General features: G+C 56.8%; 15 protein-coding genes. 4 read left to right on the top strand and 11 right to left on the bottom strand.

Annotated features, from left to right (window positions below):
* Positions 1 to 167: 167 nt before the first annotated feature.
* Positions 168 to 1,334: a class I SAM-dependent methyltransferase gene (locus C4S74_RS01475; protein ID WP_103993596.1), complete on the bottom strand. Its 1,167-nt coding sequence runs from the start codon at positions 1,332 to 1,334 to the stop codon at positions 168 to 170.
* Between the two features lie 91 nt (positions 1,335 to 1,425).
* Here C4S74_RS01475 and C4S74_RS01470 point away from each other — a divergent pair, with 91 nt between their 5' ends.
* From C4S74_RS01470 to C4S74_RS01460, 3 genes are all read left to right on the top strand, one after another.
* Entirely contained in the window at positions 1,426 to 2,421 is a 996-nt protein-coding gene (locus tag C4S74_RS01470; protein ID WP_103993595.1) for a hypothetical protein, read from the top strand.
* A gap of 94 nt (positions 2,422 to 2,515) precedes the next feature.
* Entirely contained in the window at positions 2,516 to 3,610 is a 1,095-nt protein-coding gene (locus C4S74_RS01465) for a hypothetical protein (RefSeq protein WP_103993594.1), read from the top strand.
* Between the two features lie 75 nt (positions 3,611 to 3,685).
* Entirely contained in the window at positions 3,686 to 4,270 is a 585-nt protein-coding gene (locus C4S74_RS01460) for a hypothetical protein (protein ID WP_258042350.1), read from the top strand.
* A gap of 79 nt (positions 4,271 to 4,349) precedes the next feature.
* Here the strand turns inward: C4S74_RS01460 and C4S74_RS01455 are convergent, their stop codons facing one another.
* The 10 genes from C4S74_RS01455 to C4S74_RS01410 all read right to left on the bottom strand — a co-directional run bounded on the left by C4S74_RS01455 (position 4,350) and on the right by C4S74_RS01410 (position 15,061).
* Positions 4,350 to 5,681: a PhoH family protein gene (locus C4S74_RS01455; RefSeq protein WP_103993593.1), complete on the bottom strand. Its 1,332-nt coding sequence runs from the start codon at positions 5,679 to 5,681 to the stop codon at positions 4,350 to 4,352.
* Positions 5,682 to 5,887: 206 nt separating this feature from the next.
* Entirely contained in the window at positions 5,888 to 6,340 is a 453-nt protein-coding gene (locus C4S74_RS01450; RefSeq protein ID WP_103993592.1) for a pyridoxamine 5'-phosphate oxidase family protein, read from the bottom strand.
* Between the two features lie 209 nt (positions 6,341 to 6,549).
* Positions 6,550 to 6,825 carry a hypothetical protein gene (locus C4S74_RS01445; protein ID WP_103993591.1) on the bottom strand — a complete coding sequence of 92 codons (276 nt, stop codon included), beginning with the start codon at positions 6,823 to 6,825 and terminating at the stop codon, positions 6,550 to 6,552.
* A 50-nt stretch (positions 6,826 to 6,875) separates the two neighbouring features.
* Positions 6,876 to 7,172, bottom strand: a complete 297-nt coding sequence (locus tag C4S74_RS01440; protein WP_103993590.1) for a YlaH-like family protein — start codon at positions 7,170 to 7,172, stop codon at positions 6,876 to 6,878.
* Positions 7,173 to 7,278: 106 nt separating this feature from the next.
* Positions 7,279 to 9,120 (bottom strand): translational GTPase TypA, encoded by a 1,842-nt coding sequence (gene typA / locus C4S74_RS01435; RefSeq protein ID WP_103993589.1) that lies wholly within the window; start codon positions 9,118 to 9,120, stop codon positions 7,279 to 7,281.
* A 353-nt stretch (positions 9,121 to 9,473) separates the two neighbouring features.
* The gene (locus C4S74_RS01430; protein WP_103993588.1) at positions 9,474 to 9,959 is read right to left on the bottom strand and encodes a hypothetical protein; all 486 of its coding nucleotides are present in this window, start codon (positions 9,957 to 9,959) and stop codon (positions 9,474 to 9,476) included.
* Positions 9,960 to 10,189: 230 nt separating this feature from the next.
* Positions 10,190 to 11,035: a hypothetical protein gene (locus C4S74_RS01425; RefSeq protein WP_103993587.1), complete on the bottom strand. Its 846-nt coding sequence runs from the start codon at positions 11,033 to 11,035 to the stop codon at positions 10,190 to 10,192.
* A gap of 149 nt (positions 11,036 to 11,184) precedes the next feature.
* Entirely contained in the window at positions 11,185 to 12,471 is a 1,287-nt protein-coding gene (locus tag C4S74_RS01420; protein WP_103993586.1) for an ABC transporter permease, read from the bottom strand.
* Entirely contained in the window at positions 12,468 to 13,244 is a 777-nt protein-coding gene (locus C4S74_RS01415) for an ABC transporter ATP-binding protein (RefSeq protein ID WP_103993585.1), read from the bottom strand. The genes C4S74_RS01420 and C4S74_RS01415 overlap by 4 nt, the downstream gene beginning before the upstream one ends.
* A gap of 83 nt (positions 13,245 to 13,327) precedes the next feature.
* Positions 13,328 to 15,061, bottom strand: a complete 1,734-nt coding sequence (locus C4S74_RS01410; protein WP_103993584.1) for an alkaline phosphatase — start codon at positions 15,059 to 15,061, stop codon at positions 13,328 to 13,330.
* 162 nt (positions 15,062 to 15,223) lie between these two features.
* On the opposite strand from C4S74_RS01410, the gene C4S74_RS01405 reads away from it, so the two are divergent.
* Positions 15,224 to 16,429, top strand: coding sequence for an MFS transporter (locus C4S74_RS01405; RefSeq protein WP_103993583.1), 1,206 nt, complete (start codon positions 15,224 to 15,226; stop codon positions 16,427 to 16,429).
* Positions 16,430 to 16,861: the final 432 nt, after the last annotated feature.

Genomic DNA, 16,861 nt, shown 5'->3' with positions numbered 1-16,861 from the left:
AAAAAAGGTGATTCGCGATTGAACTCGCGGATCACCTTTTTTTCGTTGGACACGGAGGCATGTCGTCCATTCCGCTGACCGTTTCCCGCTTCCTGAACTAAGCTTGTTTGTGCGTACATTACGGGCCTCTGCTTAAGAACCGGCATCCGCGGACATCAAGCGCGGATTCAGCCTTCTTCACGCCGGAGCGTCAGCACCTTGAACAGCTCACTCATCCCGTCGCTGACGAGCAGCTGCCGGATCGCCCGGTTCGCCCTCGCTTCCGGGCTGAACGGATCCCGGCCGGCATGTTCCACGAGCCGGCCGAGAATGCCGCCGCGCACGAGGAACTCGCGCTGCGTCTCGTACCGGGCGACGGTCCATCCCGCCGCCCGGGCCGCACGCATGCACGCCGTGAAATCGACGTGCGCGGTTATATCCTTGCGCCCCGCGGCGGCGTAAGGATTGTCATCGGCGATATGCCGCCGGTAGCACATCAGCGTCCCGTTCATCCGGTGGGACGCATAGAGTTCTCCGGCGGTATCGCCGTAGTCTATCATCAGCAGCCGTCCGCTGCCGATGCGCCCCGCGGCGCGGGTGATCCACTCCCCCGCACCCGGATTCACTTCCGCCTGCTGCCCGCCGGCCAGGCGGATGCCCTCGCGGCCGAGATGCAGCGCGGCCGGGTGGTCTTCTCCGAGCGGCAGCCACCGCTCGGTAAAGCCGGTGCGGTCGTCCCATCCGACCGCACCGAGCTCGAGCCGGCCGGCCCGGCAGCGGACGCGGTGCACCGGCATCGCGTCCGCCAGCTCGTTGGCGACGGCGAACACGCCGCCCCCGGCCGGCTCGGCAAGCCACTCCGCCTCCGTCAGGAACCGGAGGCGGTCCGCATGCTCCCGCAGCGTCTCCCGCTGCAGAGCGCGGTGGTACGCGCTCGATTCGATCGACGTGATCGAAACGGACGCGTAGCGCTCCGGGCTGCGGCTGCGCAGCGCGTCCAGCACGTGCCGGGCTAGACGGCCCGTGCCTCCGCCGAATTCGACGAATTCGACGGACCCGCCGGACGGCCTGTCCCCGGCATAAGCCAGGAGCTCGCTGGCGATGATCTCGCCCATGAAGCTCCCCAGGTTGGAGCTCGTGTAAAAATCGCCCTCGCGTCCGATTTTGGGCTCTTCGCGGCGGTAATAGCCGAATTCCGGGTGATACAGACAGATCGTCATATAGTCCCGAAAAGGAAGAGGTCCCTCTTCTTCTATTTTTCTTTTCAACATCGCGACGATTTCCGGATGTCCGGCATCCCCCGCAGTTTCTCCGGTTCCCGAAGGAATGCCCCTATGCCCGCTAAATCCGCTCATTTTCTCGCCTCCAGGAAAATTGTAGGGATAAAGACAAATAGAACCTGAATAGATATAATAGAAAAGGTAGAAAAGGAAGGGGATTTCCTGCATGTTCAAAGCACTCATTTCACTTTCTATAGCCGCCGCCATTCCCGCCGTTCTCATTTCCGGCTGTTCGGACCGCGAAGCCGCCAAGGCTGCCGTCAAAGGCGCCCTGCACAAGCAGGCGGAGATGAACGCCTTCGCTTTCGAAGGCGGGGCCGATCTTCACCTGGACGGGCTTGCGGAAGGGGATTCGTCCACTCTGTCCGGGCAGCTTTTCTCTTTTCTCAAAGACAGCAGGCTGGAATGGAAAGGCGCCGCTTCCCTGAATCCGATCCGGTGGGAATCCGATCTCAAAGCAGCTTCACGCAGCGGTTCGGCCGAACTTACCGTTCCTCTTCTTTTCCAAGATAACAAATTGTTTTTTCATATGCCACTTCTCAACCCGGAGAACGAATATTTCGTGACCACTCTGGGGCTGCCGCCCGAATCTCCGGCTTCCGCAGGGAACAAATCCGGCCCGGATTCGAAACCTTCGGCTCCTCCCGTGCCGGAACGCCTTTCCCGGCTTTCTTCCGATTTGTCCAAGCTCCTGCAGGAAGGGGCCGACGAAGCCTGGTTTGAAACTGACGGGGAAGTCAGGCTGGCAGACGGTTCGGATGCCCGGTCGTATACCGCCTCCGTGACCCGCATGAGCGCCGGCGCCTGGAACAAGAAGCTTCAGGAGAAGCTGCCCCGCATGCTGGAAGTTCTGAAATCAAACGGACTGATTACCGAAACTCAGGCCGCACAATTCCGGCGCTCGGCAAGCTCGTTTAAATTGTCCGCTCCCGGAAAATGGACGGTCGTTGTCGACAAGGAAGGATTTCTGCGCAAGCTCGAAATGGACTTTAAGTTTACCGGTCCCAAAGGGAATAAATCCTCCGCATCCGCCCAGACTTTCTCTTTCCATCAGACTTTCGACGCCGTGAACCGGGTGCCCGAATTCCGCAAGCCCCTGCCCCGGCAGACAAAGTCTGTCGATGAAGTTCTGAAGCGTCTTGTCAGCGGCGGCGAACAATAGAGCATGCTGCTTACTTTCCGCCAGCGGGAGGTAAGTATTTTTTTGAACCCATCCTCATAAAATGGGATAATTTCGGAACTAAAGGGGTCGGCACATGATTTTGAAAAAATTTTCCCTCACCATCTGTACCCTTCTGCTCGGGACAAGTCTTCTCTATCATCCGGTGCGTGCGGAATATACGGAAGCGGAAAAGAAAGAGACCGAAGCGCTCTTGCAGAAAGGGCTGACGGTCCATGAAATCGACCGTGAAATCGCCCGCCTTGCGGAGGAAGACGTAACGCTCGGCGATCAGCTGACCGAAACAGAGAAAAAGATCGCCGCCCAGGAAGTCGTCGTGAAAGATGCGAAAAAAAGAGCGGGCAAGGTCATCCGCTCCTACTATGCCGGAGAGCGCGAATCGCTCTGGTCGGTCCTGCTGTCGGTCCGTTCGCTGCCGGATCTCCTCAAAACGTACGAGTATCTGGACATCATTCTCGATCATGATCACCGTTCGCTCACGGCTCATCAGGATGCCTACCGCGAGCTGGGCACCATGAAAACGAAACTGGCGAATCAACGCACCGATCTGCAGAAAACCAAAGAAAATTACCTCAAGCAAAAAGAGCGGATTCTCGCGCTCCAGTCCGAACTGAACCGGGAACTTGACGCCAGCGGAAGAAGCGAACTTATACTCGCTCTGATCCAGGAGCTCAACGGGCGCTGGGAACAGGAAGGACTGCCTTTGTTCCGTACTTATTTCCGTTCACTGGCCGGCGTGATGGATTATTTCCCGGAACTGCTCACACCCGGGGGCAAAGACAGCCATCTAACCCTGGAACAAGGCGGCGGCAAATTTCAGATGACCGATCATCAGCTTAACGCATTCCTGCGCAGCAAAGACGGCAAGTTCGACGACCTTACGTTCCAGTTCAAGCCGGACGGTATTATGGCCTTCGGCACCAAGGACGATATGGATGTCTCCATCAAAGGTACCTACGAAATGGAAAAAGACGGCGATCAGCCCGTCATCGCCTTCCGCGTGCAGGAATTAGTGTTTAACGGGTTTAAACTGCCCGATACAACGGGTAAGTCACTGGAAAAGGAATTTAATCTGCGTATTTATCCCAAGAAGCTATTCTCCTTCGTCTCCGTGGAGCATATCACGCTGGAGGACGGGCTTTTGGCCATTAAGCTCGGGCTGAACTGGTAAGCCGGTCCCGTCCGGCGTGACAGCCCGCTTTGCAGGGCAAGTATTTAGTCCCTTAAGGCTGATGAGGTGCGTGTGATGAAGGGGTCTTCATGGGGTGAATGTAAATACGCCGGATACGAAAGCGAGGAATTGATTATGCAGCTTAAGCCTGCTCTTATCGTGGATCTCGGCCAAGACGGATCAGCGGCCGTCTCCGCTCCGTTTTATCCCGAGCTTAAGGAAACTGTCGAACTGTTCGATCAGGATAAAGAAATCTTTATTTTTAACCGCGAGGAGGAGCTAAAACAAGCGCAGGAGCTCGTCAGCCGGCACGGTTATGAAGCCGAGCCGATGAATCTCGTGCTGCTTCCTCCCCATACGGAACGGACGGGGCATTTTTCGGATTACGGTTTTGAAAGCGGAGCCGGGCACCTTTACTTATACGAACCCGGCATCGCTGTCTTCCGCCTTGGAACAGGCGCTGTACAAGATCCGGATTCTCCCATGAAAACCGCATCCGAAGCGGAACCGGAGCCGGCTCAGCGGCAGATGGACGAATACGTGATCGCCCGGTTTCACGAAGCGGACGGTCTTCACTTCGCGGTCGACCGCCAGCATGACGAACTGATGGACCGGACCGCCCGCGCTTACGGCTGTACGGTAGATTTTATCATCTCTTGAATAATGAATGCCGTACCCGAAACTTCCGGCAGGCACAGCAAAAAAGCGGCAGGGCTCTATGCCCGCCGCTTTTCGCGCGCTACAGCAGATCCGCCGCCAGTTGGGCGAGATGGGAGCGCTCGCCTTTTTCCAGTGTCACGTGTCCGCTGATTTCTTCCTGCTTGAACCTCTCGACCGCGTAGGTCAAACCGTTGCTTGCCGCGTCCAGGTAAGGATGATCGATCTGACCGGGATCTCCCAGCAGAACGATTTTGCTGCCTTCTCCCACCCGCGATACGATCGTTTTCACTTCGTGCTTCGAAAGATTCTGCGCCTCATCGATAATAATGAACTGTCCGGGAATCGAGCGTCCGCGGATATACGTCAAAGCTTCTACCTGAATACTGCCTAGCCCGGCGAGTATTTTCTCGATATCGCCCGCTTTTTTCGTATCGAAGAGAAATTCCAGGTTGTCGTAAATCGGCTGCATCCAGGGCCGGAGTTTCTCGTCTTTCTCACCCGGCAGGTAGCCGATGTCTTTCCCCATGGGAACAACCGGACGCGCGATCGTCAATTTTTTGTATTTACGCTCGTCTTCCACTTTGAGCAGTCCAGCCGCCAGCGTCAGCAGCGTTTTGCCGGTGCCGGCCTTCCCCGAAAGAGTGACGAAAGATATGTCGTCGTTCAGAAGCAGCTCCAGGGCCATCCGCTGCTGAGCGTTGCGTGCGGCGATTCCCCATACCGGCTCGTTGGATAAGAAAAGCGGCTCCAGCTTTTTGCCGTCGGACGACGTTTTGAGCAGCGCTGATTTCGACGTGCCCAGTTCGTCCCGGAGAATGACGAATTCGTGCGGGTTCAGCCGGTAGCCCAGATTAAGTGCGGGCACGCTCAGAAACCGGAACGAGTAAAACTCGTCAATGACGGACGGATGAACATGAAGCGTCGTGGCGCCCGCATACATTTCGTGGTCGGACACGACACGGTCGCTCAAGTAGTCCTGCGCGGTCAAACCGAGCACATCCGCCTTGATACGGACAAGCGTATCCTTGCTGACCAGAATGATGGGCCGCGGCTCGGATTTCGTCTGTTCCTCCGTCCGGTAATTAAGCGCCACCGCTATAATCCGGTTATCGTTCGTCACCTCGGCGAAGACTTCCTGCATTTTATTGAAGCTCTTATGATTCAGCTCCACTTTCAGGCTGCCTCCGCTGTCGAGCGTAATTCCGTCATGCAGCCGCCCCCGTGCCCGCATCGCGTCCAGCAGTCTCGAGACCATCCGGGCGTTGCGCCCGATTTCGTCGGCATTGCGCTTCTTGGAATCGATTTCTTCCAGCACGACGGCCGGAATGATAACCTCGTTATCTTCAAAAGAAAACATCGCGTTCGGATCCTGCAGCAGTACGTTGGTATCGAGCACGAAAATTTTTTTCATTCCCGAAATTCCCTCCCGAATCTGTAATGTTTACGGGGTTGCCACGATACGGCCCCGGGGGAAAAGCTACAGGTGTACTCCCTTTCCGCGGATCGATTCCGGGCGGCTTCCGGTTCTTGTTCAGCTCACCGCATTCCCCGATTCCACAGAAAGCGGCATTTTCAGACAAAGCGCCAAAGTGACAAAAAGCCCGGGCACAAAAGTGCCTAGGCTTTTTTCATCGCTTCAAATACTTGTCCGTCCAGCTTGTCGGCTGCGCGTTTGTCATAAGTTTTCTCGAATTCAGGGTCTACGGAAATACGGGCACCGTAGAACATCGCGTCGCGGACGGCGCGGATATTCAGATCATAGCAGGCCAGCTTGAAAGGAACCCCTTCAAGAACTTCGGCCACAGGCGCGGCTTCCGCGTAAATAGCGTGTACGGTTCCCGCGGCAATCATCGTAACGGTAGCCGACGGGTTTTTCTCCAAGTTGGCAATCAGACGGGAACGCTTGTCAACAGCAAAGCGTATTCTCCCCGAATCCGGCGCATATACCCACGAAATGGCATTGGCCGTAGGCGCTCCCGTTTCCGAGTCGATCGTATGCAGCAGGACGAGCTTTTCCTTTTGAAATTCCGCAATCAGTTGTTCCGAGAGAGCTGTAATTTCTTCCGCCATGTCTGCAGCGCCTCCTGCATCATTTTAAATAAGTGCTGTTAGCGAACCAAGGCCCGCCTGATTTCAGTATATCACATGGAAAAAGCTTCACGCTATGTACAGCAGCGGTCAGATACGGATTCACACTCCTTTAGCGACAGATACAACCATTGTATTCGTCTTCACAAGGAAGATATGTCACCCTTGTCTATCCGGACGCGAAAATACCGCTATTCGTTATACTTGGGGTTGGAATCGATATCGGCCAACAGGCGCCGGGCATGCTCACGGTCGAAGAAGGCAGACTGCTTCTCACCCTCCCGCACATAATCGATCCGAAGACGAAACTCATCCGCCTCCGTTTTCTCAAATTCGCTTACACCATGATCTTCCCGCAAAATCTCTTCGAAAAAGTCGGCTGTTTTGCGCGCCGCCTCGTCAAGAGGTCTCGCCTCGGCCACAATGCGGATCTGCAGCCAGTTGAACAGAGCGTCCTGAAGCGTCATCGTTCTCGGCCCCCCGGTTTAGATTCATATTTTGGATTCCCTTGTCCCCGTTACCGGCCCGTTTGTCCGGAGTCTTTCTTTTTACGCCGTCCTTCGACAAAATAACGGATCCTCAGAATCACCATAAGTAAAATCGCTACGGCGAGCGAAGGAACAATCGGAATTTGCGGTCCGAGCACCTGAAAAAACGTAAGCATAAACGAACCCAGCGCAAGCAAGACGTAAACGATCAGCGCTTTCAAAACCGGCAGCCTGCGTGTACGGAAAACCTTGTTATACACGAAGGACATCATGATGAAAATAATGAGGCACGTCAGCCAAAAATTTTCGGCAAACCATTGGTACATTACGCTGCAACCCCCTTTGTATAGTTAAAAAAGAAGGGAAATAAGGCGAAGGAACACAAATTCCCGCTTATTTCCCTTCGTGGGTGAAAAGATGGATTCAGTTGGTTTACGCGTTGGCGTCAGCGGTTTTGCGCTGCTTCTCCGCGCGTTCACGCTCGTTCTTGTTCAAAATCTTCTTGCGAAGACGGATCGATTTCGGAGTGATTTCGCAATACTCATCATCGTTCAAATATTCGAGAGCCTGCTCCAAAGAATAAATTCTCGGAACTTTCAGCTTAACGGTATCGTCTTTCCCTGCGGAACGGATGTTGTTAAGCTGCTTTTCTTTACAAATGTTAACGACGATATCGTTATCGCGCGTATGCTCGCCGACGATCATGCCTTCGTACACTTCGGTAGCCGGCGTTACGAAAAGCGTACCGCGGTCTTCGATCGACATCAGGCCGTAAGTGGTGGCCACACCGTTCTCCATGGAAACGAGTACGCCTTCGTGACGGCCGCCGACACCTGCGCCGGCATAAGGGCCGTAGCTGTCGAAAGCATGGTTCATGATGCCGTAGCCGCGTGTCAAGGTCAGGAAGTTCGTCCGGTAACCGATCAGGCCGCGGGCCGGGATCAGGAACTCCAGACGGACGTTGCCGTTGCCGTGGTTCACCATGTTCACCATTTCGGCTTTGCGCGTTCCGAGGCTTTCCATAACGGCGCCCATGCTGTCTTCCGGCACGTCGATCAGAAGACGCTCGATCGGCTCCATTTTCTGGCCGTCGATTTGACGGATGATGACTTCCGGCTTGGAAACTTGAAGCTCGAAGCCTTCACGGCGCATATTCTCGATAAGAATACCGAGGTGAAGCTCGCCGCGTCCCGATACGATAAACATATCCGGGCTGTCGGTTTCTTCCACGCGCAGGGAAACGTCCGTTTCCAGCTCGTTGAACAGACGCTCGCGAAGCTTGCGGGATGTCACCCATTTGCCTTCGCGGCCCGCGAAAGGACTGTTGTTGACGATGAACGTCATCTGCAGCGTAGGCTCGTCGATTTTCAGAACCGGCAGTGCTTCCGGGTTGGCCGGATCGGCAATCGTCTCGCCGATGTTGATGTCCTTAATACCGGAGATCGCGATAATGTCGCCGGCGCCGGCCTGCTCGATTTCCACACGCTTCAAGCCTTGGAAACCGAACAGCTTCTCGATACGAGCCTGCTTCATGCCGCCTTCGCGGGTCATAACGGCTACGGACTGACCCTGCTTGATAATACCGCGGTTCACACGGCCGATCCCGATTCTGCCCAGATATTCGTTGAAGTCCATCAGGGTGACGAGGAATTGAAGAGGCTCGTCCACGCTTTCGGTCGGATGCGGGATGTGGCTGACGATCGTTTCGTACAGAGCCAGCATGTTCTCGCCTTGAGAGTCTGCCTCAAGGCTGGACGTGCCCTGAAGGGCGGATGCGTAAACAACCGGGAATTCCAGCTGATCGTCATTGGCCCCGAGTTCGATGAACAGATCCAGCACTTCATCGATAACTTCGAGCGGACGAGCGTTCGGACGGTCGATTTTGTTCACGACGACAACAGGAGTCAGGTTCTGCTCAAGTGCTTTGCGGAGCACGAACTTCGTCTGCGGCATCGTTCCTTCGAAAGCGTCGACGACCAGAAGCACACCGTCAACCATTTTCATAATCCGTTCCACTTCGCCGCCGAAATCGGCGTGTCCTGGAGTATCCATGATGTTGATCAAGTGGTCTTTATAGTTAATGGCCGTGTTTTTGGCAAGAATGGTGATGCCGCGTTCCCGTTCCAAATCGCCGGAGTCCATGGCGCGTTCCTGAACGGCTTCGTTCTCGCGGAATGTACCGGATTGCTGGAGCAGCTTATCGACTAGCGTGGTTTTACCGTGGTCAACGTGGGCAATGATCGCGATGTTGCGGATTTTCTCTCTGGGAAACATAAAGGTAGGTCCTCTCTCCTTGGGCGCAGCGCGCTTTTATTGAATGGGCAAAGCCATGATGCTTGACATAAACGTTGTGGTACCGTATGTGACGCGGAAAGCCGTAAGCCGAAGCTTCGGCCGTTCCGGGGAACATGCCTGTCTTGGACTGCTTTGACAGCTTTGTAAACCGGACGGTCTGCCGGGACGGCTGCGAAAACCGTAGAGACGCCTGACCGGGTTCTGCTTCAAAATAAGCGCCGGATGCATTCCGACGCTACAACGTTCCGATTATACGCGATAGAACTTGTAAAAGCAAGGTTTTTCGGCAGTAAAAGAGGTATTTCTCCTCCGGTTTCCACACTTTTTACACGTTACCAGATTCTTTTGCCCGATATGATCAGTACGGCGCCGGCCGCCAGCAGGAGCACGATAAACACGTAGATGCTCACCGTAAACACCAGGTTGAAGAGCAGCAGCACAACGGAGACGAGCGCCAGCCCGACGGCAATCGTCCGCAACCCGTTATCCCGGCCTTTTTCGAAATAAACGAGTTCATAAAGCCCCACCGCGATGCCGAAAATAAAACCCGGCCACAGGATAGACATAAGCCCCCAGCCGAACAGGCTGCACAAGAAAAAGAGAATGCCGTACGTAACGAGAACGCCGCCAGGAAAGACCGCAGCGGGCGGCAGTGTCCGATTGAAGACGAGGGCGTGCAGCACGAGTCCGGGCAGCACAAGAACCACAAGCGGCCACAGGAGCGCCCCGATGAACGTGAAAACGCCGATTTTTCCGAGCAGCAGCACCAAAGCTACCCCGACAAGAATGATTCCCATAGATAACGGTTTGTTCGACATCTGCGATCCCCCTGTATTCGGACGACACCTTGGCGGATAACGAAGCTGCGGAATGCCCGGCCCGGAGAGGCCTTCGTCCGCCGTCTCCGTTCCGGAAAGTGCGGCATCCGGCCCCGCAGCGCCGCGTGGAGCGGCAATTCCGCCCGGTATCGACACGCTTTTTATTTCCAGTTTATCGCAAACGGGTAATGCTGGCTAGAGCCAATCCTCGCGGAGAAAATAGAGATAAGCTATTCTTTTATCGATTCGAAAGAAGCGTCGTAGAGACGGAACATCGTCTTGTAGCCGGACTCGTCGACTTTGATGCCGACGTCGAGTCTTCCCTTGATTTTGAGGGGCCCTGACGTGTAGCGCAGCTTCGTCTCCTTCGGCACGAATACGATCATAATCTTGTTCCAGTAAGTCTCGTCGCCGTTGTCAAAAGGACATTCCGCTCCCGGAGCCGGAATAAGCAGGAACCAGTGCTTGTCGAAGGACAGGACTTCACCCATAAATCCCCGGATCTCCACGTTTTTGCCGTTGAGATCCCAAAATTTATCCGACGGCGTCGCCTGCTTCTCGTCGTCGAAGAACTCCGTCCACTTCAGCACGGGGGACGAAGATTTGGCCGGAGCCGCCGACGGCTTCGCTGCGGCCGGGGTCTTGTCCGCGGCGCCGGTACCGGCGGAAGCGTTCTTCTGCGGCGGCGCGCTTGCCGCAGGAGCGGTTCCGGCGGACGCTCCGCCGGAAGGGGCCGCGGACGGCGGTACGGCGCCGGACGGGGCTGCCGCGCCCGGCGCGGGGCTCTGCCGCGGCGCCGTGGCGGGCGCTACGGACGCCGCGGGCCCTACGCCGGCATTGCCGGCGGAAGGCGGCAGTCCGCCCGGAGCGCCTGCGCCGCCCGGAGCGGGCGTCGCGTCCGGTGCGGCGCTTCCCGCGGCTGCGGCGGGAGAAGCCGTGGCGGACGGGGCCGGCGTCTGCGCGGCCGAAGCGGAGCCGAACGTCTGCGCGGCAGACTTGGACGCCTCTTCCTTGCCGCAGGCGGATGTCAGGAGCGCGGCGGCGAGAATCGTCAAGAGCGTGCGGGTATAGTTCACTATGAATCTCCTCCTACATAAATGAATGGGATTGCTGTCCGGATTTATGGATTTAGATTTATGAATTTATGGATTTACGGCTTTACGGCTTTACGGTTTTACGGTTTTACGGTTTTACGATCAGGATCGCCTGCGGTCGCTTGCTCGAATCAGGAACGGAACAAATGCAACGGGTCCACCCGGTAAACCTGCCAGGCCGGAATCGCGGACGCTCCTATGCCGAGCAGGACGGCTCCTCCCGCCAGAATGAGCTCCCCGGGTGCAAGCGACCACGGATCGATCTGAATGCCGGCGAAATCGAACAGCAGGGAGCTCCCTGCCGCCCCTGCGCTGTGACCGAGCAAAAGGCCGGCAAGCAGACCTCCCGCGGTCAGAAAAACGCCTTCGCCGACAAGCGCCGTCCACACATAGCGTCCCGGCTTCCCGATCAGACGCAGCAGAGCGACATCTTTGCGGCGTTCACTTGCGGCTGCCAGCAAAGACAATAGCAGGGTCAAGGCGGCCAGAAGAACGCACAGGTACGTAACGATCTGGACGACCTGGGTGCCTTTATCCACGACATTCACGACATCCGCGACAGCCTTTCCGGTATACATGGCCTGAAGGCCGGTCATCGCGTCGTATTTATTTTTGAGCGACTGGGCGCCGAGAAGCGACTTCGGCTTCACCATAAGCGCCGTCACTTCGCGATCCTGCTGCGCCGCTTCCCCGTGGACCGCCCAGGCGTAGTCCAATGTCGTGAACACGGCACGGTCATCGGGCGAATGCAGAGGCGGCAGGATGCCGACAACTTTGTACATGAAAGCTTCATGCCCTTCATGCTCGTCATGTCCTCCTTGCCCGCCCGCATGTTCGCCTTCATGGCTTTCGTCCGCATGCGAGCCGCTCTCTTCCTCATGGTGCTCTCCCGCATGCTCTCCCGCTTCTTCGGCGGAATGGACGAGGCCGTGCCCGCCCTTAAAGGTGTCTCCCACTTTCAGGCCGAGCGTACGGGCCGCATGCGAGCCGATAACCGCTTCGCCGAGCCCGCCGTACAAGCTTCCCGAAGCGAGCTGTTTATCGCCGTAGCGGACGGCGAAATACCTCGCATCAACGCCGACGATGGGATAACCGTTCAAATTATCGCCCGTCGTTACGGCGAACACTTCTTCCGCTTCGGGTTCTTTTTTCACCTCTTCGTACAAGGCATTCGGAATATTCCCTGTTGGCGCCCCGATGTGATAATAGGTGCTCATCGCAAGCTGGGTCTTGCTCCCCTCCGCACCCATCGTAAGCTCGAAAGGACCATATCCTTTCTCGGCGCCTTTCTCCACGCCCTCGTTCCACATCAGTACGAAGAGCAGCAAAGCGGCCGTCAGGGCGACGGAAAGCATCGTCAGGACCGACAACGTTTTACGGTGAAGCGCATTGCGCCAAATAACCTGAAAAACACTCATCCCAGCTTTTCCCCTTTCCAGCCGGGAACCTGCCTCGCTTCGGCCGTTTCAGCCGGCAAAGCGGGATTCCGTCCGGGCCCGTCTGCCGGACGGACCGCTTCCTTCGGCGCGTACCACTCGTTGAGCTCCCCGATGTGCGTCCTTGTCCGAAAGCCGGCCGCCAGTTCCAGATCATGCGTCACGACCAGCAGCGTCGCGTTTTCGGACGCGGTGAGCTCAAGGAGCAGCCGCATCACGTCCTCGGCCGTTTCCCGGTCCAGACTTCCCGTTGGCTCATCGGCCAGCACGATTTTCGGACTGCGGATCAAGGCCCGGATCATCGCGACCCTTTGCTGCTGCCCGCGGGACAACTGGCCGGGAAGATGGTTCATCCGGTCGGCCAGTCCGACGCGTTCAAACCACTGCGCCGCGAGTTCCCGCCTGCGCGATTTCGCCATGCTCACCGGCAGGGCCAGCTCCACGTTCTGCCTGGCCGTCAGCGAGGCCATGAGGTGGAAGTCCTGAAAGATGATCCCCACCTTCTCGGAACGGAATCTGTCGCGCTGGGCCTGGGATTGGGCATGCAGCGGCACACCATCGACGGTTATCTCTCCCTCGTCCGGGGCGAGTACGCCGCAAAGCAGATGGAGCAGGGTACTTTTGCCGCTGCCGCTCGGACCGGTCAAAGCAAGCTGCCCGCCTTCACCGACCTCCCATTCCGGAACGGATAGGATGGGAAGCTTGCCTTCACCGGGCAGCCGGAACGATTTTTTAACGCCTGTAAGCTTAATCATCTCGTGTCAGCCTCCAATGAAAACGGACAGGAGCCTCATGCCCCTGTCCGTCGGATGTTGCCGGTACTGCTCCGTCCGGCCGATTATTTCAGCTTGATCCGCTCGGAGAGCGCGTCCCATGTCAAGTTTTTGCCCGTAAGCTTGTTGAATGCTTCCAGCGGGAGATACAGGACATTGTTATCGATGTTCGCTTTAAAGCCGCTTGCCTGGCCGTTCAAGGCCGCTGCCTGCGTATCGATATTTACGGAAAGGCTGGTGCCCCCCGCGCTCAGGACGACTTCGCGCGCATCCCCGTTCCATTTCACTTCGGCACCCAGCGTTTCAGCCAGCGCTCTCGCCGGATAAAGAACCGCGCCCTCGCGGGTCACCTTGAATTTCGGATAGGCGTATTCGCTTTGCAGCTTGTCTGTCGCCGCTTTAAGATCGATGCCCGCCACGGAAGCCACGGCACGCGCGATGTCGGTGTTGTCGATCTGGCCTTTTACCTTCTCGGCGATCGGTCCGTAAGCCCATACGCCTACGTCGACGGCGGAGTGACCGTGTCCGGACCAGCCTACAAGGTAGCGCTTGGACATGACGGCGTTAAATGCGCCTTCCTGTTTGTATGAAGAGCCGTCTCCGGCGAGAATGAATTTCGCTTCGTCGTCGGTCAGATCCGTGTGGCCGGTATATTTGGCTACGAGCGCTTTTACGTCTTCGACGGTTTTGGCGTTTTTGAGTTCTCCGCCGATCAGTTCCGACGATTTTTGCTGATCGTCCCAAGCGTCCACGTTGATCTCGTAAATATTGTCGCGGGAAAGCGACAGGCCACCGGTTTCGTGATCCGCCGTAACGACGACGGACGTGTTGCCGTCTTTTTTCGCAAATTCCACGGCGACTTTAACGGCTGCGTCGAAATCCAGCATCTCCTGCACAACGGACGGCAGATCGTTCGCATGTCCCGCATGGTCGATGCGTCCGCCCTCTACCATCATCGTAAAGCCCTTCGGGTTTGAGGAAAGAATGTCAATCGCTTTACTGGTCATTTCCGCGAGATTAGGCACGGTATTCGTACGGTCAAGCACATAATCCACGTGGGAGCTTCCGAACAGGCCGAGCGCCTTGCCGGTTTTGCCGTCCAGCGATGCCAGCCCCTGCTTGTCGTACACGACTTTGTAGCCTTCCTTTTCGAAATCAGGAATGATCGTTTTATCCGTCCGTTTGCCTTTCTCGTCCTTGCTCAGGAAAAATTGCTTGCCGCCGCCGAAAAGCACGTCCACATCGCCGTCGTTCAAATACTGGGACGCGATGGCGCTCTCGTTGTCGCGGTTGCGCACGTGCGAAGCGTACACGGCCGGTGTGGCGTGAGTGATACGGGCCGTCGTGACGAGTCCCGTCGCTTTGCCGGCGAGCTCGGAGGCTTCGATTACGGAAGCGAACGGCTTGGACACGTCTTCGTTCGAGACGCTGATCGCGGCGTTGTATGTTTTGTTGCCCGTTGCGAAAGCCGTTCCGGCCGAAGCCGAATCGGTCACTTCACCGGACACGATGGTTCCGCCGTCTTCCCCGCGGTCCGCATATGTAGTGGCTTGTCCGACGTAGTAGGAGTCGAGCTCCAGATGATCTTTGCCCAGCTTATGTTTGGAAAACGTACGTCCGGCCGACACCTGGGCCGGTCCCATTCCGTCGCCGATCAGCACGATCACGTTCTTGGATAACGCCTTCTGATCTTTCGAGGCATCCGGTGTGCCTGCAGCCAGAGCACCGCTTGCCAGCGTGAGTGGAAGAAGTGCGATTGCCGTTCCGGCAATAACGGAACGATGAATGATCTTTTTCAAAAGAATCCCCTCCGACTTTAAGTTCCCAACAAGTTTTATCGTACGGCTTTACTATTTCGGACAGTTAAAAGAAAGCGCGCAAGTTTGTTAAATTAAGGAGATACTATTAAGCCGATGTAAAAAGGGGATACTACCGGTAACCAGTAGGACAGGAGAACGGAGATGACTGCGAAAAGAAATACCGGGAAAAAACCGCTCTGGACCCGAGACTTTGCGGTAACCTCCCTTTCGAACCTGCTTTTATTTTTCAGTTTTCAGCTGCTTATACCGACCATTCCGCTGTATGCGGCGGGAATCGGCGGCGGACAAACCCAGATCGGATTGGCTATGGGTACCTTCACCGTCGCCTCACTGCTGACACGCCCGTTTGCGGGAAAAGCGCTGGATACCATCGGCAGAAAGCATGTGCTCTCGGCGGGGCTCGCTTTGTGCGGGCTTGCCGTGCTCGGCTATTCGGCGGCCGCCGTTGTAGCCATGCTGCTGGCACTCCGGTTTATTCACGGAATCGGCTGGGGAATTTCGACCACTTCGCTCGGGACGGTGATTTCGGATATTATCCCTTCCGAGCGCCGGGGTGAAGGAATGGGCATATACGGCCTATCCAATACGATGGCGATGGCCCTTGCCCCATTGACAGGCTTGTGGATCGCCGCGGAGTATGGCTTTCACCCCTTGTTTATTTTCTCCACCGTCCTCGCTTTCTCGGCTTTGCTGCTCTCCTTGCTGATTCGTCCGGGGCGGAACAACCGATCCGCTTCCGTCCCCTTTTCATGGCGCGAGTTTCGCAAGGGGCTGATCGAGCCGGGGGCGCTGCTTCCGTCCCTTCTGCTGTTTTTCACGGCCGTCTGCTACGGCGGCATCGTCACGTTTCTTACCCTGTTCGGGAAGGAAGCCGGGATCGGCAACGTCGGCTGGTTCTTCGTCTGCAATGCGGTCATGCTGCTCATCACCCGTCCGCTGACGGGGCTCGTCTATGACCGCAAAGGGCCGGCGTGGGTGCTGTATCCGGGCGCCTTCTTTACCGGCGCGGGATTATGGCTGCTCTCCTACGCTCATTCCGCCGCGTCTCTGGCTGCGGCCGCCGCTGTTTTCGGAGCGGGCTTCGGCTCCGTCCAGCCGGCGCTGCTCGCGTGGACGATCGACCGGACGGAGCCGTCCAGAAGGGGAGCGGCCAACGGGACCTTCTACTCCGCCAACGATCTGGGCATCGGGACCGGCTCGATGCTGCTCGGCGCCTTCGCTTCCCTGGTCGGCAGCTACGGGGCCGCATACCGCTGGTCCGTGCTGCTCATCGTGCTGCTGCTCGTCATTTACAGCGCCTATCTGCTGCAAAACCGGCGCAAAAGCGCGCAGCTTAACGCAGCTTAGCCGTGGCCCCGGCAAACCGGGCGCACGACGTGCAGCGGAAAACCTTGCAATCCGGTGCGGACTTCCGGCGAACAATGCGGATTCACATGCCGTGCATCAAACCCATGCGCTCCCATGCACTATATCCGCCGCAAGCTGACGCCGCAGCAGATGCAGGCGGCGGGTGTGCCAAATAAATCTGACCCAAATAAAAACCGCCATTACTCCCGGAGTAACGGCGGTTTTTATTGCGCGAGTCGGTTTAAACGGCCGGTATCAGGCTCTTGCAGCTATATAGCGTGGCGCCTATTGAGCGAAGACATCCGGCTTATATATGCATGTCCTTGTAAGCATGAAATATGAACCATTATCAACTGTGTATTTCTTACCTTATCGCATCCCGCATGAAAAGACCGGCCCCGAAGGACCGGCCTTTTGAATAATCAGATTCCG

This window comes from Paenibacillus sp. UNC499MF (genome assembly GCF_900107975.1).
Taxonomy (GTDB): domain Bacteria; phylum Bacillota; class Bacilli; order Paenibacillales; family NBRC-103111; genus Paenibacillus_F.
The sequence above is the reverse complement of the archived record's forward strand: the minus strand, read 5'-3'. Positions and strand labels throughout refer to the sequence as shown.